The 24,152-nt window shown below is 69.8% G+C and carries 24 protein-coding genes and 2 riboswitches; of the genes, 9 read left to right on the top strand and 15 right to left on the bottom strand.

Annotation, left to right across the window (positions count from 1 at the left end; translation table 11 throughout):
- Positions 1 to 32: 32 nt before the first annotated feature.
- From ACGFY9_RS35495 to ACGFY9_RS35485, 3 genes are read right to left on the bottom strand one after another with little or no spacing between them, the layout of a single operon-like run.
- Complete coding sequence (locus ACGFY9_RS35495) at positions 33 to 827, bottom strand: ABC transporter ATP-binding protein (protein WP_393761112.1); 795 nt, start codon at positions 825 to 827, stop codon at positions 33 to 35.
- Positions 824 to 1,837: a FecCD family ABC transporter permease gene (locus tag ACGFY9_RS35490; protein ID WP_393761110.1), complete on the bottom strand. Its 1,014-nt coding sequence runs from the start codon at positions 1,835 to 1,837 to the stop codon at positions 824 to 826. Before ACGFY9_RS35490 ends, ACGFY9_RS35495 begins: the two co-directional genes overlap by 4 nt.
- Complete coding sequence (locus ACGFY9_RS35485) at positions 1,834 to 2,895, bottom strand: ABC transporter substrate-binding protein (RefSeq protein ID WP_393761108.1); 1,062 nt, start codon at positions 2,893 to 2,895, stop codon at positions 1,834 to 1,836. Before ACGFY9_RS35485 ends, ACGFY9_RS35490 begins: the two co-directional genes overlap by 4 nt.
- A gap of 53 nt (positions 2,896 to 2,948) precedes the next feature.
- Positions 2,949 to 3,162, bottom strand: a riboswitch (cobalamin riboswitch).
- Positions 3,163 to 3,344: 182 nt separating this feature from the next.
- On the opposite strand from ACGFY9_RS35485, the gene ACGFY9_RS35480 reads away from it, so the two are divergent.
- Both ACGFY9_RS35480 and ACGFY9_RS35475 read left to right on the top strand, forming a co-directional pair.
- On the top strand, positions 3,345 to 4,193 hold the full coding sequence (locus tag ACGFY9_RS35480) for a universal stress protein (protein WP_393761106.1): 849 nt from the start codon (positions 3,345 to 3,347) through the stop codon (positions 4,191 to 4,193).
- 74 nt (positions 4,194 to 4,267) lie between these two features.
- Positions 4,268 to 5,071, top strand: coding sequence for an SAM-dependent methyltransferase (locus ACGFY9_RS35475; protein WP_393761105.1), 804 nt, complete (start codon positions 4,268 to 4,270; stop codon positions 5,069 to 5,071).
- Positions 5,072 to 5,154: 83 nt separating this feature from the next.
- Here ACGFY9_RS35475 and ACGFY9_RS35470 read toward each other — a convergent pair whose 3' ends face one another.
- From ACGFY9_RS35470 to ACGFY9_RS35455, 4 genes are all read right to left on the bottom strand, one after another.
- The gene (locus ACGFY9_RS35470) at positions 5,155 to 6,021 is read right to left on the bottom strand and encodes a CbtA family protein (protein ID WP_393761103.1); all 867 of its coding nucleotides are present in this window, start codon (positions 6,019 to 6,021) and stop codon (positions 5,155 to 5,157) included.
- Between the two features lie 36 nt (positions 6,022 to 6,057).
- Positions 6,058 to 6,276, bottom strand: a complete 219-nt coding sequence (locus ACGFY9_RS35465; RefSeq protein ID WP_393048529.1) for a CbtB domain-containing protein — start codon at positions 6,274 to 6,276, stop codon at positions 6,058 to 6,060.
- A 57-nt stretch (positions 6,277 to 6,333) separates the two neighbouring features.
- A riboswitch (cobalamin riboswitch) is annotated at positions 6,334 to 6,407 on the bottom strand.
- A gap of 124 nt (positions 6,408 to 6,531) precedes the next feature.
- Positions 6,532 to 6,876 (bottom strand): hypothetical protein, encoded by a 345-nt coding sequence (locus tag ACGFY9_RS35460; protein WP_393761101.1) that lies wholly within the window; start codon positions 6,874 to 6,876, stop codon positions 6,532 to 6,534.
- Between the two features lie 49 nt (positions 6,877 to 6,925).
- Complete coding sequence (locus ACGFY9_RS35455) at positions 6,926 to 7,252, bottom strand: plasmid stabilization protein (protein WP_393761455.1); 327 nt, start codon at positions 7,250 to 7,252, stop codon at positions 6,926 to 6,928.
- 348 nt (positions 7,253 to 7,600) lie between these two features.
- Between ACGFY9_RS35455 and ACGFY9_RS35450 the strand changes: the two genes are divergently transcribed.
- Positions 7,601 to 8,761, top strand: coding sequence for a hypothetical protein (locus ACGFY9_RS35450; protein WP_393761099.1), 1,161 nt, complete (start codon positions 7,601 to 7,603; stop codon positions 8,759 to 8,761).
- A 12-nt stretch (positions 8,762 to 8,773) separates the two neighbouring features.
- Here ACGFY9_RS35450 and ACGFY9_RS35445 read toward each other — a convergent pair whose 3' ends face one another.
- Together ACGFY9_RS35445 and ACGFY9_RS35440 are read right to left on the bottom strand one after the other, a co-directional pair.
- The gene (locus tag ACGFY9_RS35445) at positions 8,774 to 9,307 is read right to left on the bottom strand and encodes a hypothetical protein (RefSeq protein WP_393761097.1); all 534 of its coding nucleotides are present in this window, start codon (positions 9,305 to 9,307) and stop codon (positions 8,774 to 8,776) included.
- A gap of 231 nt (positions 9,308 to 9,538) precedes the next feature.
- Positions 9,539 to 10,363 carry a DUF427 domain-containing protein gene (locus ACGFY9_RS35440; RefSeq protein WP_393761095.1) on the bottom strand — a complete coding sequence of 275 codons (825 nt, stop codon included), beginning with the start codon at positions 10,361 to 10,363 and terminating at the stop codon, positions 9,539 to 9,541.
- 436 nt (positions 10,364 to 10,799) lie between these two features.
- Between ACGFY9_RS35440 and ACGFY9_RS35435 the strand changes: the two genes are divergently transcribed.
- Together ACGFY9_RS35435 and ACGFY9_RS35430 are read left to right on the top strand one after the other, a co-directional pair.
- Positions 10,800 to 11,327 (top strand): hypothetical protein, encoded by a 528-nt coding sequence (locus ACGFY9_RS35435; protein WP_393761093.1) that lies wholly within the window; start codon positions 10,800 to 10,802, stop codon positions 11,325 to 11,327.
- A 154-nt stretch (positions 11,328 to 11,481) separates the two neighbouring features.
- A complete protein-coding gene (locus ACGFY9_RS35430; RefSeq protein WP_393761091.1) occupies positions 11,482 to 12,321 on the top strand; it encodes an SAM-dependent methyltransferase in 840 nt (279 codons plus the stop codon).
- 26 nt (positions 12,322 to 12,347) lie between these two features.
- On the opposite strand, the gene ACGFY9_RS35425 is transcribed toward ACGFY9_RS35430, so the two are convergent.
- On the bottom strand, positions 12,348 to 13,319 hold the full coding sequence (locus ACGFY9_RS35425; protein ID WP_393761089.1) for a helix-turn-helix domain-containing protein: 972 nt from the start codon (positions 13,317 to 13,319) through the stop codon (positions 12,348 to 12,350).
- An 83-nt stretch (positions 13,320 to 13,402) separates the two neighbouring features.
- Positions 13,403 to 13,642, bottom strand: a complete 240-nt coding sequence (locus tag ACGFY9_RS35420; protein WP_393761087.1) for a DUF397 domain-containing protein — start codon at positions 13,640 to 13,642, stop codon at positions 13,403 to 13,405.
- A 345-nt stretch (positions 13,643 to 13,987) separates the two neighbouring features.
- Between ACGFY9_RS35420 and ACGFY9_RS35415 the strand changes: the two genes are divergently transcribed.
- Together ACGFY9_RS35415 and ACGFY9_RS35410 are read left to right on the top strand one after the other, a co-directional pair.
- Positions 13,988 to 14,815 carry a DUF1684 domain-containing protein gene (locus tag ACGFY9_RS35415; RefSeq protein WP_393761085.1) on the top strand — a complete coding sequence of 276 codons (828 nt, stop codon included), beginning with the start codon at positions 13,988 to 13,990 and terminating at the stop codon, positions 14,813 to 14,815.
- A 218-nt stretch (positions 14,816 to 15,033) separates the two neighbouring features.
- Positions 15,034 to 16,014: an ArsR/SmtB family transcription factor gene (locus ACGFY9_RS35410; RefSeq protein ID WP_393761083.1), complete on the top strand. Its 981-nt coding sequence runs from the start codon at positions 15,034 to 15,036 to the stop codon at positions 16,012 to 16,014.
- Between the two features lie 182 nt (positions 16,015 to 16,196).
- Here the strand turns inward: ACGFY9_RS35410 and ACGFY9_RS35405 are convergent, their stop codons facing one another.
- Together ACGFY9_RS35405 and ACGFY9_RS35400 are read right to left on the bottom strand one after the other, a co-directional pair.
- Positions 16,197 to 17,597, bottom strand: coding sequence for an NtaA/DmoA family FMN-dependent monooxygenase (locus ACGFY9_RS35405; protein WP_393761081.1), 1,401 nt, complete (start codon positions 17,595 to 17,597; stop codon positions 16,197 to 16,199).
- Positions 17,594 to 18,694: an LLM class flavin-dependent oxidoreductase gene (locus tag ACGFY9_RS35400; protein ID WP_393761079.1), complete on the bottom strand. Its 1,101-nt coding sequence runs from the start codon at positions 18,692 to 18,694 to the stop codon at positions 17,594 to 17,596. Before ACGFY9_RS35400 ends, ACGFY9_RS35405 begins: the two co-directional genes overlap by 4 nt.
- A gap of 457 nt (positions 18,695 to 19,151) precedes the next feature.
- Here ACGFY9_RS35400 and ACGFY9_RS35395 point away from each other — a divergent pair, with 457 nt between their 5' ends.
- Positions 19,152 to 19,931 carry an alpha/beta hydrolase gene (locus tag ACGFY9_RS35395; protein WP_393761077.1) on the top strand — a complete coding sequence of 260 codons (780 nt, stop codon included), beginning with the start codon at positions 19,152 to 19,154 and terminating at the stop codon, positions 19,929 to 19,931.
- 4 nt (positions 19,932 to 19,935) lie between these two features.
- On the opposite strand, the gene ACGFY9_RS35390 is transcribed toward ACGFY9_RS35395, so the two are convergent.
- A complete protein-coding gene (locus ACGFY9_RS35390) occupies positions 19,936 to 21,171 on the bottom strand; it encodes a 4-hydroxybenzoate 3-monooxygenase (RefSeq protein WP_393761075.1) in 1,236 nt (411 codons plus the stop codon).
- A 57-nt stretch (positions 21,172 to 21,228) separates the two neighbouring features.
- Positions 21,229 to 21,651 carry a hypothetical protein gene (locus tag ACGFY9_RS35385; RefSeq protein WP_393761073.1) on the bottom strand — a complete coding sequence of 141 codons (423 nt, stop codon included), beginning with the start codon at positions 21,649 to 21,651 and terminating at the stop codon, positions 21,229 to 21,231.
- A gap of 283 nt (positions 21,652 to 21,934) precedes the next feature.
- Here ACGFY9_RS35385 and ACGFY9_RS35380 point away from each other — a divergent pair, with 283 nt between their 5' ends.
- Entirely contained in the window at positions 21,935 to 24,124 is a 2,190-nt protein-coding gene (locus ACGFY9_RS35380; protein WP_393761071.1) for an MMPL family transporter, read from the top strand.
- Positions 24,125 to 24,152: the final 28 nt, after the last annotated feature.

The following is a 24,152-nucleotide window of genomic DNA, read 5'->3' as shown; positions in this document are numbered from 1 at the left end:
TGCGCCTCGGCCGGTTGGGAAGCCGGCCACCACTACGACACCCCGCTCCCCCGCCGCAGAAAGCGGATCACAGGATGCCCGGGGTCGAGGCCGACCTCGGCGCGGACGCCGTAGACGTCCTTGATGAGGGCCGGGGTGAGGACCTCGGCCGGGGTGCCCTCGGCCACCGTGCGGCCGGTGCCGAGGACGAGCAGGCGGTCGCAGTACATCGCGGCGAGGTTGAGGTCGTGCAGGGCGATCACGGTGGTGACCGGGAGGTCGGCGATCAGGTCGAGGAGGTCCAACTGGTGCTGGATGTCGAGGTGGTTGGTCGGTTCGTCGAGGAGGAGTTCGCGGGGTTCCTGGGCCAACGCGCGGGCGATCTGGGCGCGTTGGCGTTCGCCGCCGGAGAGGGTGTGCCAGGACTGGGCGGCGCGGTCGGTGAGGCCGGTACGTTCCAGGGCCTCGGTGACGGCGCGGGCGTCGGTGGCCGACGCCGGTGACCAGGCGCGGCGGTGCGGGATGCGGCCCAGGGCGACGACCTCGCGGACGGTCAACTCGGTCTGGGTGTGGGTGTGTTGCTCGACCGTGGCGATACGGCGGGCGGTCTCGCGGCGCCCGACTTCGGGGAGCGGGCGCCCGTCCAGGGTGACGACTCCGGTGGAGGCGGGGAGGACTCCGGCCAGTAGACGCAACAGCGTTGATTTTCCTGACCCGTTGGGCCCGAGGAGGCCGACGGTCTCTCCAGGTCGTAGGACGAGTGTGACGCCGTCGACGATGAGCTGGCCGTCGGTGCGGCGGGCGACCCGGTCCGCGTGCAGGCCGGTGTCCGGAGCGGGGGTGCTCATGTCGTCCTCCGGCCCCGGTGCAGCACGACCACGAACGCGGGTACGCCGATCAGTGACGTCACCACCCCCACCGGTACCTCCTGGGGATCGACGACGGTACAGGCGAGGGTGTCCACCCATACCAGGAAGACGGCTCCGGTCAGCGCGGTGACCGGCAGCAGTCGTACATGCCCGGAACCGGTCAACGCGCGGGTGACGTGCGGCAGGACCAGGCCGACGAAGCCGATCGCCCCGGCGCAGCTGACCAGTACGGCGGTGAGCAGCGCCGTGGCGCAAAGCAGGATCAGTCGGGCGCGGGCGACGTTCACGCCCAGGCCTGCGGCCGCCTCCTCTCCGAAGGCGAACGCGTCCAGCGTGGTGGCATGGCCCAGGCATACGACCAGCACGAGCGCCAACGCGCCCGCGCAGAGCAGCACTTGGCCCCAGTCCGCGCCGGAGAGCGAGCCGAGCAGCCAGAACAGCACGCCCTTGGTGGTCTCGGCGTCCGCCGACGTCAGCACCGTGAACGACGTGAGCGCGGAGAAGAGTTGCATGGCGGCCACGCCGGACAGCACCACCCGGTCCATGCTCGCGCCGAGGCTGTGACTGAGCAGCATGACCAGCCCGAAGGAGAGCAGCGCACCGACGAAGGCGCCCGCCGACAGCGACACGGCCCCGCCGCCCACCCCGAGCACGACCACCGCGACCGCCCCCGTGGACGCTCCGGACGAGACGCCGAGCACGAACGGGTCCGCCAGCGGATAGCGCAGCAGGGACTGCATGACGGCGCCGCACAGCGCGAGCCCGGCACCGCAGACGGCGGCGAGCAGCGTGCGGGGCATACGCAGGTTCCAGACGATGCCGTCCCGCAACGGAGCAAGGGCGCTTTCGCCACCGCCGAGGTGGGACGCGACCGACGCCCACACGTCGGCCGTGGAGATGTCGGCGGGCCCGATCGTCACCGCGAAGGCCACGGAGACCAGCAGCGCGACCAGCCCGCCGCCCGTCAACAACAGGGTGCGGACGGTCACTTGGCGAGTCCGAAGTCGCGCAGGCCGGCGGCGACCTGTTCGGTCCCTTCGACGGTGCGGATGGAGGGGTTCATCGCCTGTCCGCTGAGCAGGATGTACCGCTTCTTCTTGACGGCGGTGAGATTGCGGGTGGCGGCGTTGGTCTCCAGGAAGTGGATCTTCGCCTTGGCGGTCTCGGCGGTCTGCGACTTGCGGGTCAGATCGCCCAGGACGATGACGTCGGGGTCGCGGTCGGCGACGGTCTCCCAGTTGATCTGGGGCCACTCGTCGTGGGTGTCGGAGAAGGCGTTCTTTCCACCGACGGCGCGGGTGATGGCACCCGGGGCGCCGCAGCAGCCGGCCAGGTAAGGCGACTGGGAGTTCGCGAACCAGTACATGAGAGAGGTGTCCGAGGCGTCGAGGCCGGTGGTGGCCTTGGTCACCCGTGCCCTCAGCTGAGCCACGAGCTGGTCGCCGCGCGCCTTCACGCCCATCGCACGGGACAGGTCGCGTATCTCGCCGTAGACGCTGTCGAGGGTGAGCGGTGTGCTGCGCGAACCGTCGCCGCCGCTGTCGTTGTCCTTGCCCGCGCAGTCGGACGGCGAGACGTACGTCGGCACGCCCAGCTTCTCGAACTGTTCGCGGGTCGCGACCCCGCCCTTGCCGAGCGTCGAGACGAAGGACGCGGTGACGAAGTCGGGTTCGGCGTCGAGGACCTTCTCGAAGGAGGGCGCGTTGTCGGCGAGGCGCGGCACGGCCGCGTTCGCCTTCTCCAGGCCCTTCAGCACCGGGTCGGTCCAGGTGGCGGTGCCGGCGATGCGGCCGGCGAGGCCGAGGGAGAGCAGGATCTCGGTGGTGCCCTGGTTCAGGGAGACGACCCGCTCGGGGGCCGACTTCAACGTGATCTTGTGCCCGCAGTCGGTGAGGGTGAGCGGGAAGCCCGCGGCCGACTTCTCCGTCTCGCCGTCGGCACTGTCGCCGTCGGATCCACCGCACGCGGTGAGCAGCAGGGCGGGTGCGACGAGGAGGGCCGCAGTACGGCGGCGGAGCGGGACGGGGGCGGTACGGATCACGGGCATGCCTTGCCTGTCGGGGCTCGAACGCGGAGCCTGGCCTACGAACTCCCCCTCGCCGAGGGCGAGAAGGCGCCAGCAGGTCTTCGGACTCGGGTTCGTCCGGACGGGGCGCCTTCCCGGCGCGTCGCACACCGGCTCCTTCGGCCGGCCCGCGTCGCCCCAGTGGCGTCTATTGCCCCGCCCGTCCCCCTAACCGCTGCGCGTCAGTTCCGGATTCCCACCGGATTCCCTGGCCTCGGTTGTGGCACGACTGGCCCGCACAACGTATCAAGATCGCCCGTCGGCTCCCGCCACGGGGTGCGGTGCCGCGCCGAGCCGCGCGAAGCCCGGCGGCCCCATGGCCCAGCGCCTGCACCGCGGACTTTCCTCCGGTTCCGTCCAACCCCTGTGCGGCACGCTCCGCGCGGCGGATCGTGGAGGCCCCGACTCGCTCGCACGGAGGTCCAACGGCCATGCCCCAACTGATCGTTGTCGGTGTCGACGGTTCCGCGGACAGCCGCATCGCGGCCGACTGGGCAGCAGAGGAAGCCGAGTTGCGCGGACTCCCCCTGCGGGTCGTACACGTCTCGACACTCCCGGACGGCCAACTCCTCACCACCTGGCCCTACTTCCGCGAGCCCTCTCCCGACGCCCTCGTCACCTCCCTCACGAAGGACCACCCCGAACTCCGGGCCGACGTGGTCGCGTTCACCGGAGAGGCCGTGCCGGCGCTGCTCCCCCTGACCGCCGAGGCCGACTCCACGGTCCTCGGGCTGCGCGGTACGGGCGGTTTCGCGGGCCTTGCCCTCGGTTCCGTGGCCCACGGGGTCGCCGAGCGCTCCGATGGGCCGGTGGTACTGGTGCCGAGCGGGTTCGCCCGCAGTCGCCGAGGGCGGTCACCGTACGGCGTGACCCTGGGCGTCGATGGCGGCCAACTGCCCGGCGCCGTCGTCGACTTCGCCTTCGACGCCGCCTGCCGTCGCGGCACCGGCCTGCACGTCGTACACGCCTGGCGGCTTCCCTCGCCCGCCGAACACTGGATGCCGTACGCGCCGCCCGAGAAGGACCGCGGGCGCTGGGAGGACCAGGAGACGCAACGCTTCTCGGACGCCTTGCGGCCATGGCGGGAGAAGTATCCGCACGTGGATGTCTACGAGGATCTCCGCCTCCAGAGCCCGGCGGCCGCCCTGGTCCAGGCGTCGGCCACCGCCTCGGCGGAACTGCTGGTGATCGGCCGCGCGGGCCGGACCCTCGGGCCCACCCTGCACGCCGTACTGGAACACACGGCGTGCCCGGTGGCCGTAGTCCCGCACCAAGCATGAACAGCTCTGCCCGTTACACTCGCGGACCTGAACTCACCTCGCGACAACGGCCGTTGGGCACCAGGAGAACCGAAGTGACGGATGCGGGATTCAGCGCGGACGACGTGGACACCAGCAAACCCCAGTCGGCCCGCATCTACGACTACTTCCTGGGCGGCAAGGACAACTACCCCGTCGACTGGGCAGCCGCCGAAAAGGTCATCTCCTTGTTCCCCCACGTCAAGCAGATGGCGCGGGTCAACCGCGACTTCATGCACCGGGCCTCGCGGCTGCTGGCGGAGCGGGGAGTCAGCCAGTTCCTGGACATCGGCACCGGAATACCCACCCGCCCGAACCTTCACCAGGTGGTCCAGGCGATCAACCCCCGTGCTCGCGTGGTCTACGCGGACAACGACCCGATAGTCCTCAGGCACGCCGAGGCCCTTCTTCACAGCACGCCGGAGGGCAGCACCGCCTACATCCAGGCCGACGTGCGCGAGCCGGGAAAGATCCTCGCGGCGGCGAAGGAGCGGCTGGACTTCGAGCAACCGGTCGCCCTGTCCCTGATGGCCCTCCTGCACCTGGTGGCGGACGAGGACGATCCCCATCGCATCGTGGGTGAACTGCTCAACTCCCTGACGTCCGGAAGCTACTTGGCCCTGTCCCACGCGACGGGAGACTTCGACCCGGAGACCTGGGAGCGCGTCGTCGAGGTCTACCGCAAGGGCGGCACACCCGCCCAAGTACGGTCACGCGCCGAATTCACCAGCTTCTTCAAGGGACTTGAGCTGGTCGCCCCCGGCATTGAACTCGCCGCGCACTGGTACCCCGAGCCCGGAGAACAACCCGGCTACACCGACCAGATCCCGTTGTACGTCGGAGTCGCCCGCAAGCCCTGAGAAACGACCGAGCGCGGTGATCGCATCGATCACCGCGCTCGCCGTAGAAGTAGAAGTAGAAGTAGAAGTGGTGGAAGAAGCCGTTACGCCGGGACGGGGTCCGGCTCCTGCGACGGCGTACTGGCGTCCGGGTGCGCGGGGTTGAGGAGGCGTTCGGCGAGGGGGGCGAAGATCAGGCCGAGGGCCGTCCAGAGGACGAGCTGCGCCGCGACCGAGTAGAAGCGGAAGTTGAACAGCACGTCGGCGGGGAAGCCCGGGTAGACGATATTGCCCTTGTCGTCCTTCAGCGGCAGTGGTGTCTCGGTGGCCTGGTTGCCGAAGTTGGCCTTGTTGTACGAGAGATGGCCCAGCTGCGGCAGGAGCAGCATGACGATCCCGATCGCGACGACGAACGCGGCGCCGGCGAGGAGGGTCGCGTTCCAGTTGCCGAAGCGCGCCTGGAGGTGCTTGCCGAGGTAGACGGCTCCCGCGAGAAAGGCGACGGAGCACACGACCATGATCAGGTACAGGGCGCTGCGCTGCTGGATGGTCTCTTCGTGACCGATCGCGGGCGGGTTGGCCGGGTACTTCAGGAACGGCACCAGGTACATGCCGAGGAATCCGCCGCCGGCGACGAGGAGCGCCAGGTTGCGTGCCCGCAGCCCGCCGGTGCGGCCCAGGCAGACGGCGTAGGCCACGGCGAACAGGGCACCCATCGCCATGCCGAAGAAGATCATGCCGACGCCGATACCGACGTTGGCCTGGATGGTCCGGCTGAACAGATCGGGATCGGCGGCCTCGACGGGCAGGCCGGCCGCCTTGTCCAGGGCGTTCTGGGCGGCGTCACGGCCGCTCTCGTAGTCGATGGCCTTGGCGATCTGCGGCTCGGCGAAGATGCGCGCGAACACGAAGGCGAGCAGGCCCGCGACTGCGCCGGCGAGTACGCCGCGCAGTATGAGCTTCTTTTCCATGTCGAGTTGTCCGTACGTCCGGGTGCCGACGGAGGGTCAGTGGCAGGGGAAGCCGAGGAAGTGGCGGGCGTCGTGGACGAACTCGTGGACGTGCATGTCGTTGCCGAACACCGACACGGCGCCCTGGTCGACACCGACGAAGTAGTAGACGGCCAGCGCGATCAGCGCGGTGCCGACCAGCCAGACGATCGACTTCGAGACCGGCAGGACAACCGGCGTGGACACCGGACGGGATGTGGAAATGCTGCTGCTCAAGGTGAGCCCTCCTTCGGGATCGTGCGTCCCTTGCGTGTACGGGCGAGTGAAGGTTCAGTGTCTGACTCGCCCTCCACCTTCCGGCGGCGGGCTCACAGTGGCGCGACCGTGCTGGAATTCCACCAGCTTCCTTATGCCATCACTACAGGGGGAGAGTACGGCGCGTCTCTCCAGGCCGTCAATCAGGCCCGTTCCGCGTACGGCCCCTGACAGAACCGTGTGTGTGCCGGGAGTTGCGTGCCGGCGTCCCTCCCGTCACCGCTTCGTCGTGAGCCTCAGATCGACCTCCTGTTCCTGGTCTCCGGACGCCGTGCCCCGCTCGTCCACGGCGAACGCGACGCTCAGCGCCTCACGCAGCTGGCCGACGGCGACGTAGCCGCCCTGGAGCGTGGCGGAGACCGAGCCCTCCAGAGGGATGGGGTCGGTCGGGATCCATTCCTGCGTCGGCTCGAACTCGGCGGTCCATACGGCGGCGCGGTCGCCCGGCTGTTCCTGGGGCATGTCGTCGTCGGGCCGGTCGGTGGGGAACGCCGTCCGCAGGACGCCGAAGACGGTGGCTGCGTCCTCCTTGGACGCTCCGGTGAGGGACACGGTGGCCATCGGGGTCACTCTCCTTGGGGTCATTGAGCAGGGCGACGGTCGGCCGGATTCAGTAGCCGAGTGCCTTCGCCAGTTGCTGCTTGTTCATCGACGAACGGCCGTCGACACCGCGCTTCTTGGCCTCCGCGTAGAGCTGGTCCTTCGTCGGTCCCTGCGCCCCGCTGTGGGAGCGCTCACCACCGCGCTGCGGGGCGGACTTCGGGTCCCGGGTGGACGTCCTGCTCGCGGTCGCGGACTCACCGGCGCGGGCACGCTCCTTGTTCACGGTGCGCGCTGCGATCTCCTTCGCCCGGCTCTCGGAGACACCTCGTTTCTCGGCGCCTTCCCTGATGTGCTCGTACTGACGCTCGCGCTTCGCGCTGGAACCTCGCGGCACGGCGCTCACCTTCCTTTCCTCTTCCTTTCCTCGCGGGTGCGGTCCGGCTCGGCCGTACCCGACCCGTTGTCCGACGATTTCCCAGGTACCCGCCGTCCGGCGCTTCTCACGCGGCCCCCGGAACGCGCTGATCCCATCTGATCTGCGAGCCGTGCGCGGTGCGAGCAGACAGCCACCGAACGGATGAGCGCGCGGGCCCCGGGAGGCCTCCGGGCCGCCGGCCGGGATCACACGGGTGGCGTACTCGCGTGGCGTGGTGGCGGGCGGCCGCCTAGTAATGGACGGGATCAGCTTGTTCATCGCGCTTCGGGGGGCGATAGCAGCATCACCCTCTTCATGGAGCCGAGCATGACCATCCGCTCTTTCTCGCCCAGCCCGGACCAACCCGACATACCTCACGGCACTGCGGCCCACGCGCTCACGCCCTCCGACGGAGGGCCGGCCGACGGAACGCCGCCGACGTCGCGTCCGACGCAAGAGGGTTCCGCCCGGACCGGCCCCGAGGGCGAGAACGTCGATCCGATGCACCGCCTGGTGCATGCCGCCGTCGCCGACCGGCCGCTCGACGAGGTCCTCCAGCTCATCACCTTGCTGGAGCAGTCACCGAAGTACGCGCAGGCCACTGTCGACGCCCTTCGTGCGGTCGGTGTCGACCGGTCCGTTGAGGACGTCACACGACTCGTGGCCCTGCTGACCCAGCCACCGCGCGATCCCGAGTCCGCCGACGAGGCGATCCGCGCCGCCGCCGAGAACCGGCCCGTGGAGGACGTCACCCGGCTGATGGCCCTGCTGCAGCGGGCTCAGGTGGAGCCGCACTGCGGCGAGGAGGTGGTACGGGCCGCGGCCGGCCGGCCCGTCGAGGAACTCGTCCAGCTGATCGGCCGCCTGGCCGACGAACAGGACGCGTCCGCCCGGGCCCCGGGACCGGTGACAGAGAGGTCTACGGCTCCGCTGTACAAGGCGCCCGGACGGACACCGGCGGACACTCACGAGCCGGAACCCGCGGGTGACCGCCCGGCCGCTCGTCAGCGCCGCGCACGACGTCCGCGTACGACGACCCGCCGCACAACTCCCCCGGTCTGGCCGAGGCTGATCGCGGCGGCGACGCTCATCCTGTGCGGGCTGTCGTACTTCCCGCTGCACCGGGACGGAGCATCCGGCACCGCCTACGGGTTCGCGCTCGGTGTCTCGGTCCTGTGCGTCCTGCTGGCACCGGCGCTGGTCCTCCAGGGCGGCCTGTTCGTGCTGGCCGTGTCCGTGGTGGTGCCGGCCGCGCTGGCCGCCCTCCAGTTGTTCGACGGGCGGTTCCACTCCTCACGCCTCTCCCAGGCGTTGCGGATCACCGCCGCGCCGCCCTGGTTCGCGGGGCTGATCGCCGTACTCGCCGCACTGGCCGCGCTCACGGCACTGCTCGCACTGCTGGCCTCGCGGAGGTTCGGCCGACGGCTGGACCTTTCCGGCCATCCCGATCACCGGGCGCTGGCCGAGGCGAACCAGACGCCTCAGTAGGGTCGGCCGCGCTCAATTCGCGGTGGCGTCGGAGCTGTTCACGGCGTCACCGCTCGCGGACGGCACGCTCGACGCCGAGGCCGCGGGGCTGGAGGCGGCGCTGTGGCTCGGTTCGGTACGGGAGCTGGAGCTGTTCTCCGGCTCCGCGCTCGCGGACGGCGAGGCGGTGCCGTCCGAGTGCGACCCCGCGCCGCTGGACGTGAGCGGGGTGGGTGTCGGGCTGTGAGCGGGGGCGCTCTTTCCGGCCGAACCGCCGCCCAGCGACGTTCCGTTGCCGGATTCGTTCCTGACCGCGGCCGCTATCGGCTTGCCCATGATGAGTTCGCCCGCGGTCACCGTGACCATCGCCAGGGCGAACACCAGGCCTGTCGCCAGCGCGTACTTCTTCCAGCCGATGGACCTCCAGAAGGAACCGGACGTGGACGTGTAGGTGGTCACCGACTCGTCGTCGGAGGAGGCGTCGGACGGTAACGCGGCACCGGCCGACGTGCCGTCCCGTAACGCGAACGCCGCCCGGGCGTCCGCGCGTTGGACTGCTCTCCTCACTCGGCGTCAGCGCCATCGCGACCGACGGCACCCTTCTGCGGATGCCCTCGCCCGTCCGCCGGAAGGCGTGCTGGAAGACCGCCGCGCCGGTGGTGGCGCTGGCACTGACCACGGCGGCGCCGATGATCGTCCCGGCCACCCCAACAGGGACGCGAGCACAAGGTGTCGACTGGTCTGTTGGCGGTGTTTCACCTCAACTGGAAACAACAGGGGCGGACTTCACCGGTGCCGTCAGTCCGACGACTGCCCCGAGAGCGCCTCGGTGAACGGCGTGACAGGGCGCTCCACGATCTCGCCGTCCACGAAGATGTCGACCGCCTCGTTGTAGAAGGCGAGCAGATCCTTTACGGCGCCCACCGCGGGCAGCGGCTCCGGATAGCTCCAGACGATGTTCGGCGGAACACCGGGAACGCCGGCCTCGCCCCGCCACGACCAGTACGCGGCGGTTCCCTTGTAGGGGCACCCGGTGCTGTGGTCGGTCGGTTCGAACAGGTCCAGGCGGACGTCTTCGCGCGGGATGTAGTACCGGGTCGGCAGGCCGGTCTCGAAGAGCAGGACGGGGCGGTGGGTGTCGGCGACGACCGTGCCGTCGATCTCGACCCGGACGTGACGGCTGCTGGGGATGGCGTCGACTCGTTTGTGCGGGTCACGAGGGTGGATGAAGATCTCTTCCTCCTCCTCGTACCAGTGGTCCAGCCCTCGGCCGACCCGCCGGAACCACTCGAAGGCGATGTACCCGGCCAGGTCGTCGGCGGGGTAGGTCCAGGCCGCGTTCGCCACCGACTCGCCGGCGATCTCAAGGTCGTAGAAGACGCGTGATCCCGTGTGTGTGCCGGTCGGCGGGTTCTTCGCCGGGTGGAGCAGGTCCTCGCGGACCTCGTCGTGGGGGAACGCGTACGTCGGTACCGGTACGGCCGGCTCCCAGACGAGGACGGGGTGCCTGCTGTCCACGACGGTGGTGTCGCCCTTGCGGCCGCGTACCCAGCGTGGGCTCGGCTCCCAGAGGAGGCCCTCGGGGGTGGTCCTGACGTCTCGTGCGGTGGGGAAGGTACTCATGACCGTTGCTCCCTGTTCGTAGGTCGTACGGCAGTCGATCGCCCGCGTCAAGGCCGACCCCTTCATCGTGCACCCGGCCGGGCTGATCGAGAATGACCGAAGGGGTGATAGGACGTCCCTTTGGTCGCCGAATCGGATCGGCCCACGACGGAATCCGACGCCCCCTGACCGCGATGTTCAGTGCGCAAAATGACTTTGCATGGAGGGCCGGGACAGCTCAACTGCCCGGCTCTGCACGGTAGTTTCCTTTCGGGCCCAGGGGGACCCGCCCGGGAAAGTGCTCAATCACATTCCCGGGACGAAGCAGACCGACAAGGAAACAACAAATGGGCGAGACAATTGACTGCCCTCCGGGCACGTTCACGGTGGCAGTCTCAATGCAGGGTGACTGGGGCAAGCATGCCAGGTCTTATGGCCTCGCGCTCCCGCCCAGCGCGTGGCCCCTTCCCTTGTCGCACCCGAACTCGCGGCATTGCGCACGCATCACTCCCCCACCGGCGGCTCCCCGTCATCGGCGGTTGATCCGGTGATCGCGGACCTCGGGTTCGCGGCCTTCGCCGAACGGAACCGCCCGCGCTACACGCTCTACGCCAGGGCTCGGCTGTCCGCCGTCGCACGTTCCACGGCTGTCGTGGAAGCCACGCTGGTGTACGCCCACGAACGCTGGGAGTGGCTGATGAGCCGGCCCTGCCCCGCGGCCGAGGTGTGGGAGGAACTCCGCCGTCAGGTCGAGCGGCGGCACGAGCGTGCCGCATCGCAGGACCCGGTCCTGGCCGTGCTGTACCAGCGGCTCCCCAACGCGTGCGCGGACAGCGTGGTGTTGTGCCGCCGGCTGGGATTCCCTCTCGCCGAGGCGGCCGAGTTGATGGGGGTCGAGCCGTCCGCGGTCGAAGCGGGTCTCGCCGCCGCGCGACGGGCCTTCCCCCAACTCATCGGTGCGGAGGCGCCCTTGAGGCACCTCTGACCCCCGCCAGCGCCCCTCTGCCCCCTCCCGGCGTACGCGGTCTCCTTGCGGACGCTCTGATCCGCCGCCTTTCGCCAAGCTGCGCCACGGTTCACCCGAACCAGCGGTGGTGCGGCCGCGTGCCGCCCTCCTATGATGGGCAACTCCACTTCGGATGGGGCGGATTCGGCGAGGGGACGGGCCGTTGGTGGAGCACCATCATGTCGATCTGTCGTTGCCCAGCGCGGCGCGGATGTACGACTGGCTGCTGGGTGGCAGCAACAACTTCGAAGCAGACCGGAACGCGTGTGAGTTGTTGCTGGAGGTGGCACCCACCTCGCGGGAGATCGCGCTGAACAACCGGTGGTTCCTTCAGCGCGTGGTCAGAGTGCTGGCCGAGGAGCACGGAATAAGGCAGTTCGTCGATTTCGGCTCGGGCCTTCCCACGCAGCGCAACGTGCACCAGATCGCCCAGGAGGTCGACCCCGAATCCCACGTCGTCTATATCGACAACGATCCCGTCGTCCTCTCGCTGGGCCAGTCCCTGCTCGACGAGAACGACAACACAGCGATCCTGTCGGTCAACATGACGGACACCGACACCATCTTCGGTCACCCGGACTTCACCCGGCTCATCGACTTCGCCGAGCCGACGGCCGCCCTGTTCATCTCCGTACTGCACTGCCTGCCGGACAGCGCCGGGCCAAAGGCCTTTGTCCAGCGGGTCGTTGACAAGCTCGTCCCGGGCAGTTTCGTCGTCGTGTGCCAGCTCGTGAGCGACGATCCCAAGGTCCGCGACGACGTCACCGAACTCATGCGGGTCCAGACCGGGGGCAATTGGGGCAGAGTCCGGGAGAAGGCGGACGTGGACGAGATCTTCGACAACCTCGTCGTGGAGGACCCGGGACTCGTCGATGTGACCGACTGGCGGCCCGACTCCGAGCTCCAGCAGCGTCAACGCAGCATCGAATGGACGGAGTACGGCGGGCTCGGGAGAGTGCCGCTCCGGCAATAGGGCCATTCCCGGCCCAGCGACAGCGACTAGGAATACCGCTCGACGGCCTCGTCCAGCATGCGTCGGCTCTCCACGGGTGAGGCACACGCCTCGCCCTGGATGCGCAGCAGGAGTTGGAGGTGCCGCTCGAAGTCGTTCTCCTTCGTCGGCCAGGGTTTCGCCCGCTCCTCGGCGCTCAGGGCGGGCTTGTTGTAGTAGTCGGCCTTGCGGTAGCCCTCGACGTAGACGAGGTCGGGCAGGCCGCCGCGGCCGAACTGGAGGTGGGCCATGCCGCCCGCCATCGATGCCTCGTTGCCCGCGATCATCCGGTCGAGGAGCACGAACCGGATGGTGATGTGCGGGAGTCGGGCCATCTCCGCGAGGTGGAGCATCTGGTCGCGCATCACCTGGTCCGAGCCGGCCCGCCGCAGCAGGACGGACTCGTCCATGAGGAACACGCAGCGCGGCGGCTCGGCCTGGCCGAACACCCGCGCCTGCCGCTCCCGCCGCATGGCCACCCGTAACTCCATCTCGGGGCTGTCCCACTCCGTGAGGTGCAGGCCCGTGCGCAGGATGCAACTCGCGTATTCGGGTGTCTGCAGCAGTCCCGACACCAGGCGTACGTCATACGTGGTGAGCCCGATGGCGACGGATTCGAGACCGAGGAGCCGCCGCAGGTAATCGGGGGTGCAGTCGTCGAACCTGTTCTGGAACCATTCCGGTTCCTTGGCACGGGAGAACAGCATCGACAACTTGTTCCGTGCCGGCCCGTCGAGTTTCAGATAGGCCATCACCGCTTCGACCGTGCGCCCCTCGGGCGTGGAATCGGCATTCTCCAGGCGGCTGATGGTCGAGTTCGAAACGTGGGTGGCCTTCGCCAGTTCTTTCTGCGTCAGACCGGCCTCGTCGCGCAAATCCTTGACGGCGAGACCGAGCATGATGGTGGCTGCCGTCTTTGTCGTGTCAGGCCCGGCGGTATGCCGGGCCAGACGATTGATCGGAATGGGATCCGGGGACACGCCTTCTCCTTCAACGGGCAGTCACCTTCACATGATGACACGCCCGGGCCGGAGGCGTTGCCCGAACTTATGCACTCCGAGGCCTAGTTGGGACTCCCGAGGGCGTCGAACTCTCCCCTCTTCGCACCGTCCAGGAATGCGCCCATCTCCTCAGCGGTGAAGATCAGTGCGGGTCCGCCGGGGTCGGTCGAGTTTCGTACGGCCACGCCGCCCCGGGGCAGCGCGGCCAGCTCGACGCACATGCCGTTCGCTTCGGACATGCGGCTCTTCACCCACGTTCCCGGGATGAGGTTGGCGGCCATTCCGTTCGTGAAGTTCTGCATCAGAGGCGAACCCTCTCCGTTCGACAAACCCACTTTTACGACCTTTTCCGTCGCGGCCCCGAAACCGCACAGGTGGAAGCCCCATTGAATCCCGTCATGCAATTGCATGGCTCGACGTGAAGGAAATGCTAGCGGCTCGAAATCGAACAATGCCGTCCCACGTACGGGTGGACGGTGTCCCGCCGGGTGGTACGGGTGGCGCAGGAGCGCGCGATGGTCCGCACCTGGTCGGACCTGACATGAAGCTGTCACAAAGGGACAGGAATCCCCCGCCGGGTCGCCGGGGTTGGCACTGGTACGACCCCGCTTCGAGGCCGGGCCTCGCACGACGAAGGAGCGACGACCATGACCGTTGACCTGACCACGACCGACCTCCAGGCCTTCACCGAGGACTGGCTGGAGTGGTATCGCGGGCAGGAGGAACGCCTCGCCGCTCCGCACGGGTTCCTGGCGATCACCGGGCTGCACTGGCTCGACGACCGGCCGCAGCGCTTCCCGGACGCGCCGGGTGCCTGGTGGACCGACGCCGACGGGGTCGCCGTAGCCCTCGACGAAGGGGAGGAACTCGTCGTGGAGGGGGCGCCGGTGCGGGGTGAGCACCGTTTCGGCGTGCTGCCCGAGCGAGGCGGGGTCAACGCGGTGTGGGGTGATGCCGTGATCGAGGTGGCCAGGCGCGGCGGCAACGACATCGTGCGGCCCCGGCACCCGGACGCGCCGCTGCGCACGGACTTCGCCGGTACGCCCGCCTATGCGCCGGATCCCCGCTGGGTGGTCCGGGGGCGCTATACGGCCTTCGAGACACCGCGTCCTACGACCGTGGGCGCGGCGGTCGAGGGCCTGGAGCACGTGTACGACGCGCCGGGCCGGGTGGAGTTCGAGCTGGACGGGCAGCCGCTGGCCCTGACCGCGTTCCCCGGACGGGGGCCGGGCGGACTGCTGCTGCTCTTCACCGACGCAACGTCCGGGGTGACCACGTACGCCGCGAACCGGGCGCTCGCGCTCGCCGCGCCGGACGCCGACGGCACGGTCGTCCTGGACTTCAACCGTGCGACGAACCTGCCGTGCGCCTACACCGACCTGGCCACGTGCCCGTTGCCGCCGGCGGAGAACCGGCTGCCGGTGTCCGTCGAGGCCGGGCAGAAGACACCCCGTGAGCGGGGCGGGCAGGTCTGATCGTCGCCCCGGCCGCGTCCACGGCACCACCGGGCCGCGGCCGGGCTCGTCGAACCCGGTTACGCGCCGAGACGCGGTATTTGGCCATCCGTTTCTTCCTTTTTTCCTTCGACAACCATGCGCACGCCTCAGTCGTCCCCATTGATGACGCGCTGGTTTTCGCGCGGCCGTACCCCCCACCGACACTGCGCACGGACGACGCGCAGGAAAGAGGCCGTATGCTCCGTATCCACTTCACCTCGCAGGACCTGCAGAGCATCCGGGTGGCCCGTCAGCCTCACGCTCTCTGGGAACTCGTGTGTGGTGTCTGCCGGTTGGACGTGCGGCAAGGGGCGTTGGAGTTCGGGCACTGGCGCCGGTCGGTGCGCGAGGGGCTGGCGAAGGATCCGCGGGCCCGGCGGGCCCTGTTGCCCTTGCAGACGCTGATTCCTCCGGTGGGCTACATCCCCGACTTCCTCACGCCGTCGGTCACGGGCGGCGGTCTGGCCGTCGGCCTCGACCAGGTGCGGAGCACCTCCCGCGCCCGGCTGACCCGTGAGCTGTCCCGACTCGCCGAGGCGCGTCCGCTGCCGTCCTGGGTGTCCACCCTCGACAGACCGGGCGCCAAGACCTTGGGGACGCTGGCGCGAGCCCTGGAACTGTCCTGCAAGACGCTGCTCGAACCGTACTGGCCCCGCATCCAGACGGCCGTCGGCAACGACGTCGAGCTGCGGTCACGCGCGCTCCTCGACGGCGGCACCTCCGCGCTGCTCAACGCGCTGCGCCCGCACGCCCGTTGGCACGCTCCGGTGCTTGAGGTGGACTATCCCGTCGACCGCGAGCTGCATCTGGAGGGGCGCGGCCTGCTGCTCATCCCGTCGTACTTCTGCTGGCGCAGGCCCACCGCGCTCGCGGACCCCACGCTCGGGCCGGTGCTCGTCTACCCGGTCGCCAAACAGCCCCTGGAGATCGTCCGGGCGAGCAGGGATGGCCTGGAGCGGCTGCTGGGCCGTACCCGGACGGTCGTCCTGGTGGATCTGGCCAGCCATGGGGGGCGTACGACGTCCGAGGTGGCCACGGCGGCCAACATCGCGCTGCCCAGCGCCAGTTACCAGCTCGGGGTGCTGCGCGACGGAGGCCTGATCGCCAGTCACCGGGAGGGCCAGTTCGTGCGGCATTCGGCAACTCCGCTGGGCCTGCGCCTCCTTGACGCGCGGTGACCGGGTGCACCTCGCCGGTGCCGATGAGAAGGGTTTCGAATTCATTGCCGTCATGTGCCCCGCACCGCCATCGTTTGTGACGGTCGCCGTGTGCGTCACGGCGGCGCCGGGCGGGGGTGACCCGGGCGCGGTGGCCACCGGACACAGGGGGACGGTGGGCACCGCGTCCGCGGTGTCGGGGGTCAGCCCGCCCGGCGGTGGTCCGTCGTGGTGCGGTGGGTGAGGGGTGCGCGCAGGTTCAGGTGTTCGCGCAGGGTCGTGCCGGAGTACTCGGTGCGGTAGACGCCGCGTTCCTGGAGTGCGGGGACGAGGTGGTCGACGATGTCGTCGAGGCCGTCGGGGATCAGGTACGGCGTGACGTTGAAGCCGTCGACGGCGCCGTGCCGGACGAAGTGGGTGAACTTGTCGGCCAGGCCCTCCGGTGTGCCGACGTGACCGCGCTGGGGGCCGAGGGCGATGACGGTCTCGCGCAGCGACCAGCGGTTCGCGTCGGCCTTCTCCCGCCATTCGGCGACCACGTGGCGGGGATCGGCGATGCGCCGTGCGCCGAAGGAACCGTCGTTCTCGGCGACGACCGGGTCCTCCTTGGGCAACGGCCCGTCGGCGTCGCGGCGGGAGAGGTCGATGCCCCACAGGAGTCCGGCGATGCCCAACGCGGTTGCGGGGGTGACCTGTTGGAGGCGGATCCAGCGCTTTTTCTCCAGGGCCTCCTCCTCCGTCGCGCCGATGATGATCTCGGTGCCCGGGAGGATGCGCAGGTCGTCCTCGGGTCGGCCGACGGCCCGCAGCCGGCGGCGCAGATCGTCGGCGAAGGCGAGCGCGTCGTCGAAGTCGTTGCCGTGCGCGGAGAAGATGACGTCGGCGTTGCGGGCGGCGAAGTCCCGGCCCTCGCCGGAGTCCCCGGCCTGGAAGATCACCGGGTGTCCCTGGACGCTGCGCGGAAGGGTGGGTGCGAGGTCGAGGTCGAACTGCGGTCCTTGGTGGCGGACTTGGCGTACGGCGCCGGGGGCCGCCCAGGCCGGGGCAGCCGCCGAGCCGGACACGGCCGCATCGTCCCAGCTGTCCCAGATCGCGCGGGCGACGGTGAGGAACTCCTCGGCGCGGCGGTAGCGGTCGGCGTGGTCGAGGTAGCCGCCGCGCCGGAAGTTGGCGCCGGTCCAGGCGTTGTCGGTGGTCACCACGTTCCAGCCGGCCCGGCCCTCGGAGAGCAGGTCGAGGCCGGACAGGCGGCGGGCGAGGTCGGCGGGCTCGTTGAAGGTGGTGTTGGACGTGCTGACCAGACCGATCCGGTCCGTTACGGCGGCCAGCGCGGCGAGTTGGGTGATGGCGTCGGGCCGTCCGGCCACGTCGAGGTCGTGGATCTGGCCGTCGACCTCGCGCAGCCGCAGCCCCTCCCCCAGGAAGAACGCGTCGAACAGGCCCCGTTCGGCGGTCTGGGCGACGCGCCGGAAGTTGGCGGGGTCGATCTGCGAACCGCTGGCCGGGTCCGACCACACGGTCCAGTGGTTGACGCCCTGGAAGAAGACACCGAAGTGGAGTTGGGCGTCGGGGCGAGGCACGTCGAGAGGGTCGGTGCGGGTCATCGGGCATCCTCCTGGGCGGCCGCGGCGGCATAGCGGTTGGCGGGGCGGTCGAAGCCCAGGTGGGTGCGCAAGGACGCGCCGGGCAACGGGCGTACGGCGTCCCGTCGTTCGAAGAGTGGGGGCAGGACGAGCCGGGACAGCTCCGGGAGATCCTCGTCCAACACCAGCGGGTGCAGGCGCGCTCCGTCCACGACGCCCGTCAACTCCCGCAGCAGTGCGGCGAGTCCGGCGGCGGAGCCGATGTGGCGCAGGCGTCCCCGGTCGCTCCAGGGCGCGTGCTGTTCGAGGTCGGCGACGCGTCCCTCGGCCGTGGCGTCGGCGGTGTCGAGGGCGACTTCGACCTCGGCGAAAGTACGCGGTGTTCCGGCGGCGGACGCGCTCGCGGTGACGGCGGCAAGGTCGCGGCCCGCGACGAGGGCGACGTCGAGTTGATCGCCGGGTACCCGCTCCGGGCTGCCGAGCACGACGAGTTGGCCCTGCGGTGGACGCGGCACGATCGCCGGGCCCTTCACCGTATAGGTGTCGCCGGTGAAGTCGACGTAGTGCAGCCGGTCGCGGTCGAGGTAGCGGCTGGTGGCGACGGAGCGGATGACCGCGTCGTCCTCCCAGGAGTCCCACAGATCGCGGACGACCTCGACGCCGTCACGGGACTCGCGGGCGCGGGCCGCGGACCCGTCGACGAGCGGGCACCCCCAGACGGAGGCCGCCTCGGGCCGCACCTCCTCACTCACCACCCACCCGGCGCGCCCGACCGAGATGTGGTCCAGCGACGCCAACTGGCTCGATACGTGGAAGGGTTCGGCGTAGGTGAGCGGCACGACCGGCGCGATGCCGACGACACTCGTCGACGCCGCGATGAACGCGGCCCGCTCCACCGCGCCGATCCGGCCGACCACGTCGGGGCCGGCGCCGGGCGGGAGGGCGCCGTCGTCCAGGGTGAGCAGGGTGAACCCGGCGTTCTCTGCGGCGGTGGCGACGCGGGCCACCCGGCGCGGGCTCAGCAGCTGGTCGGGAGAGTGCGCGGCGCGGCGCCAGGCCGCGGGATGGGCGCCGTCGCCGTCGATTTCGAGGGCGAGCCGCAGGGCGGGGCCGGACATGGGGTTCCTTCCGAGAACACGTCGAGACGGCCGGCCCGAGCGGGCCGACATGGGTCAGGGGCGTGCGGAAGGACAGACGGCGGAGGCGGTGCGGCAGTAGTCGACATGCCGCCGGATGATCAGCCACGCGCCCGGGACGGCACCGTGGGGTGCGGCGTCGCGTACGCGCATCGGGGCCTCCACCCGTCCGGGAACGATCACCTCAACCTTGGGCGTCGGCCCGGGAAGATGTCAAGAACATTAGATGTACGCGCATGCAGCAGCGCCGAGGCGGATAAGCGTTGGCCGCGACGACGGCCGGGCTGCTAACTTGCCGTTGGCCGTGACACCGCACGAGGAGGTGAGACCCATGAACGCAGTATCCAGGTGGGTGCTCCCCCTCTTTTCCACGGTTGGGCCAGCGGCATAGGTGTCGCCGGGAGCGCCTCACACCCAGGCGATCCCGAAAGGCAACACCATGGAACTCTCCCAAAAATCCCTGCACTTCACCGCTGAGACATCGTCGAACGGTGTCCTCGTCCGCGACTTCACCGTCGGCGAGGTCAGCGGCGCGCTCTGGTCTCCCGCCTCCGCCCCGTCCGAACGCGCTCCCCTGGTCCTGATGGGCCACGGCGGCGGCAACCACAGCAAGGCGCCGGCCATGGCGGGCCGTGCTGAGCGCCTCGTGAACGGCGGCTGCTTCCACGTCGCCACCATCGACGCCCCCGGCCACGGCGGCCGCCCGCGTACACCGCACGACGAACGCGAAATCGCCCTGATGCAACGGAAGATGGCGGCGGGCGAGCCCGTCGGCGAGATCGTCGTCCGCTACAACGCCCACCTCGCCGAGCGTGCCGTACCGGAGTGGCTGGCGACCCTGGACGCCCTCCAGGAACTCCCGGAGATCGGCACCGAAGGACCCGTCGGCTACTACGGCCTCAACATGGGCACCGCGATCGGCGTACCGCTGACAGCAGCCGAACCCCGCATCACCGCCGCGGTGTTGGGGCTCTTCTGGTACGACGACTCGCTCGCCGAGTCGGCGCGGCGGATCACCGTTCCGATCGAGTTCGCGCTGCAGTGGGACGACGAGCACATCCCGCGCCCGTCCGGTCTCGCGCTGTTCGACGCATTCGCCTCGAAGGAGAAGTCGCTGCACGTCAATTCGGGCTCGCACAAGGAGCTGCCCAGGTTCGAGGCGGACAGCGCGGTCCGGTTCTTCGCCCGGCACCTGACCGTCAGCGGCCCCGCGGAGTAACGCCTCAACGCGGCTGCGGCCCGGCGCCCGCTCCGAAGTCCATGCCCGTCATGAGTTCGGAGAAGGCGCCGGCCGCGGCAGCGGACGTGAAGAGCCGGTCGAGCCGGGCGCGGGCCAAACTGCGGTGAAAGGGACCGGAGTTGGTGGCGTCACCGGCGTCGTGGAGCATGCGGGTCATCCAGTGCGAGAACTCCTGGTCGCTCCAGACGCGGCGCAGGCACCGCTCCGAGTAGGTGCGCAGGGCCGTGTCGTCGTGGTCGTGGACGGCGTCCCGCACGGCTCGGGCGAAGAGATCGGCGTCGTAGAGAGCGAGGTTCATCCCCTTGCCGCCCATCGGCGAGACGATGTGCGCCGCGTCGCCGACAAGGAAGAGGCGGCCGTACTGCATCGGGTCGTGGACCAGGCTGCGGAGCCGGAAGATCTCGCGGTCGGTGATCGGGCCGGAGACGAGGGCCGGGTCGCCGAGCCGGGTGCGCAGCGCGTCCCAGACGCGGGCGTCGGACCACGCGTCGGGGCGATCGTCCGGCGGGCACTGGAGGTAGTAGCGGCTGGCGTACGGGCCGCGCGGGAAGTGCGCGGCGAAGCCCTGCGGGCTGACTGCCAGCAGCGGGTGGGCGGGCGGCGGGGCGTCGGCCATGACCGTCAGCCATCCGATCCCGTGATCGAAGGCGTACGGCGTGAGGGCCCCGTCGGGGACGGCGCTACGGCTGATGCCGTGGTCGCCGTCGCAGCCCGCGACGTAGGAGCAGGTGAGCGTACGGAGGCCGCCGTCCGCGGTGCGGTAGCGGACGGTGGGGCGGTCGCCGGTCAGGTCGTGCAGGGAGACGTCCGCGGCCTCGAAGCGCAGGTCGCCGCCGTCCTCCAGGTACGCGGCGGTGAGCTTCTGGACCAGCATCTGCTGGGGACAGAGGCGGGCCGTGGGGCCCTCGGAGCCGTCGTAGTCGTTCACCAGATGCGTCTCGCCGTCGACCCGGAGCTCCAGGATGCCGTCGTGCGGGACGCCGCCCAGGACGCGGTCGGCCAGCCCCCAGGAGTCGAACATCCGGACGGCGCGGGTCTCGACGATGCCGGCGCGCTGGCGCTGTGCCACGTACTCGCGGGTCTGCCGTTCCAGGACGACACAGTCGACGCCGCTGCGCCGCAACAGGTTCGCGACGGTGAGCCCGGCCGGGCCCGCGCCGATCACCACCACGGTCGTGGAATCCGGAGACTCGCTCAACTCCCGTGTGCTGTCAGCCACTTGGCCACCTCCGGAATCACTCTACCGACGCCCGATGCCCGGCCGACCGATGGCCGGTCACTTCACCTCGATCGTCACCTTCCAGGTCTCGACGAGCAGGGGGCAGAGGCTGCCGGGGTCGGGGACGCAGCGGCGTTGCGCGGTGACGGTGGCGGTGCCGGCGGATGCCGCGTGGAAGACGGTCGTGGCGTCTCCGGACGGGTACGTGGCGTCGGAAGCATGCCCGAGCACCGCGGAGTTACCGGACTCCGGAGCGGTCCAGGTGTAGGTGAATCCGCGCTCGCGGGAGTGGGTGAGCCTGATCTCCACATCGCCACCCGAACTCGCGGGTACGGTCCGGCCGTTGTCCGTGTTGGTGAGGACGACGCGTCCGGCCGGGCGGGCGTGCGGCGTCTGCCCCTGGGCGGTGGCCGATGCCGCGACGGCCACGAGGACCAGCCCCGCGGCTCCAAAAGCCGTGGACCACTTCGTTGCTCCCATGATTTCCTCTCCTCGCACCCGCCGGACCGGCGGTCTCCGAAAGCGGCGAGCGTGCCGCCCAGCGGCACAACGTGGTGGAGGAGGGCGGGTCACAGACAACCACCCGTTCGTGCGGACCTGTGCCGCGACTATGCGTGTGTTATGAATCTTCTCGCATGACCGATATGACAAGACGATAGACAACCGTTCGACCGGCCCCACGGGTGAAGGCCGGTCGGGGTCGCCGATGCCGGGGTCCGCTCCCCGGGCTGCGGTGATCTTCCTTCCCAGGAGGACCTCCCGCATGTTTCGACGTATAGGCAACGGGGTCGTCAGGCATCCCGTCTGGACCATCGTGGCCTGGCTGATCGCCGCGGTGGCGATTGTCGCCACCGCGCCCGGCCTGCCCTCCAACAGTGACGAGAGCAGTTTCCTGCCCAAGAGTTACGAGTCCATCAAAGCGGCGGATCTGCAGGTGAAGGCGTTCCCCAGCGCCTTCACGCCGTCCGCGATCGCGCTGTACCAGCGCACCGACGGCGGCAAATTGACCGCCGCCGACAAGAAAAATGTCGCCCGGATCACGACCGAGCTGGGCAAGAAGCACATCGACCAGGTGCAGAAGGTGGTCCCCGGCCCGCCGTCCAAGGACGGCAGGTACACCATGACCCTGGTCCAGATGGACAGCAAGAACGCCGGTCAGCCGGTGCAGGCTGACGCCGCGAAAGTGTTGCGCGACGACGTCAAGCAGCTGGCCAAGGGCACGGACCTCGACGTCAAGCTCGGCGGTTCCGCCGCGCAGGCCCTCGACCAGCAGGATTCCTCGAAGCGCGGCGAAGCGCTGATCGGCATCGGGACCTTCCTCATCATCCTGGTGACCCTACTGATCATCTTCCGCGCGCCGATCCTCGCCTTCCTCCCGCTGGTCCTGATCGGTGTGGTGGCGTCCATCGCCAACGGGCTGATCGCGTACGCCACCAAGCTGTTCGGCCTCCAGGCCAACAGTTCCGTCTCGTCGATCCTGATCGTCGTGCTGTTCGGCGTGGGCACGGACTACTTCCTGTTCCTGATGTTCCGGTACCGAGAACGTCTGCGGGCGGGTGACGAGCCGAAGCAGGCCATGGTCAACGCGGTCGCCCGGGTCGGCGAGGCCATCGCCTCCGCCGCCGGCGCGGTCATCATCGCGTTCCTCGCGCTGGTGCTGTCCACGCTGGGCTTCCTCAAGCAGATGGGTCCGGCGCTGGCCATCTCGGTCACCGTCACCCTGATCGCGGGCCTGACCCTGATCCCGGCCGTGGTGTCGCTGATCGGGCCGAAGGTCTTCTGGCCCTCCAAGTCCTGGCAACGGGAGCCGGAGAACGCCCGGTTCGCCGCCCTCGGCCGCGGTGTGCGGCGCCGGCCCGCGCTGACAGCCGCGCTCTCCGGGCTCGTCCTCGTCGCGCTGTCGCTGGGCACCCTCGGCTACAAGGCCACCTTCGACCTGGCCTCGGGTTCCATGCCCAAGACCAAGGAGTCGATGGTCGTCCAGGACGAGATGCAGAAGGCGTACTCGGCGGGCGCCGCCGCCCCCACCGACGTCTACCTCTCCAGCACCGACGGCAAGCCGCTCGACAAGTCCGCCTTCACTGCCTACGCGGAGAAACTCGGGGCCGTCGACGGTGTGGCGAACGCCCGTATGAGCCAGGTCAACAAGGACGGCACCACGGCGGACTTCACCGTCACGCTGAAGTACGAGGCGTCCACGGAGAAGGCGATCGACGCCGTGGGCCGGGTGCGGGACGTCGCGCACTCCTCCGCGCCCGACGGCACCGAGGCAGTGGTCGGCGGCATGTCCTCGATCTACAAGGACATCAACAGCGCGGTCAACCACGACTACCGGACCGTCTTCCCCGTCGCCGCCCTGCTGATCATGCTGATCCTGGGACTGCTCCTGCGCAGTGTGGTCGCTCCGTGGTACCTCATCGCCTCGGTGGGTCTCGGCTTCGGCGCCACCCTCGGCGCGACCGTCTGGATCTTCCAGGACGCGCAGGGACACCCGGGGCTGATGTTCATGCTCCCGGTGATCATGTATCTCTTCGTGGTCGCCATCGGCACGGACTACAACATCCTCATGATCGCCCGGCTCCGCGAGGAGGCCCGCGAGGGCCGCGATCCGCGCGAGGCGGCGAGCATGGCGCTCCGGCACGCGGGACCGACCGTGGCCGCGGCCGGTTTCATCCTCGCGGCGACCTTCGCCACGATGATGCTGGCCGGCAACGCGCTGCTCACGGAGATGGGATTCGCCGTCTCCTTCGGCATCGCCGTCGCCGCCTTCGTGATGGCGATGTTCTTCACGCCGAGCCTCACCGCCCTGATCGGCCACGCCGCCTGGTGGCCAGGCCACGCCGACCGCGCCCAGGAAACCCCGGGCGGCACCGGTTCCGACACCTCCGGGCCGGCCTCCGGCACAGGGGACCAGGACTCGATCAGCCAAGGCCCGGCGGGCCGTCGCAACTAGCAACTAGCAACAATGCGGGGCCTGTTCG

Source organism: Streptomyces sp. NPDC048504 (assembly GCF_043200035.1).
Taxonomy (GTDB): Bacteria; Actinomycetota; Actinomycetes; order Streptomycetales; family Streptomycetaceae; genus Streptomyces.
The sequence above is the reverse complement of the archived record's forward strand: the minus strand, read 5'-3'. Positions and strand labels throughout refer to the sequence as shown.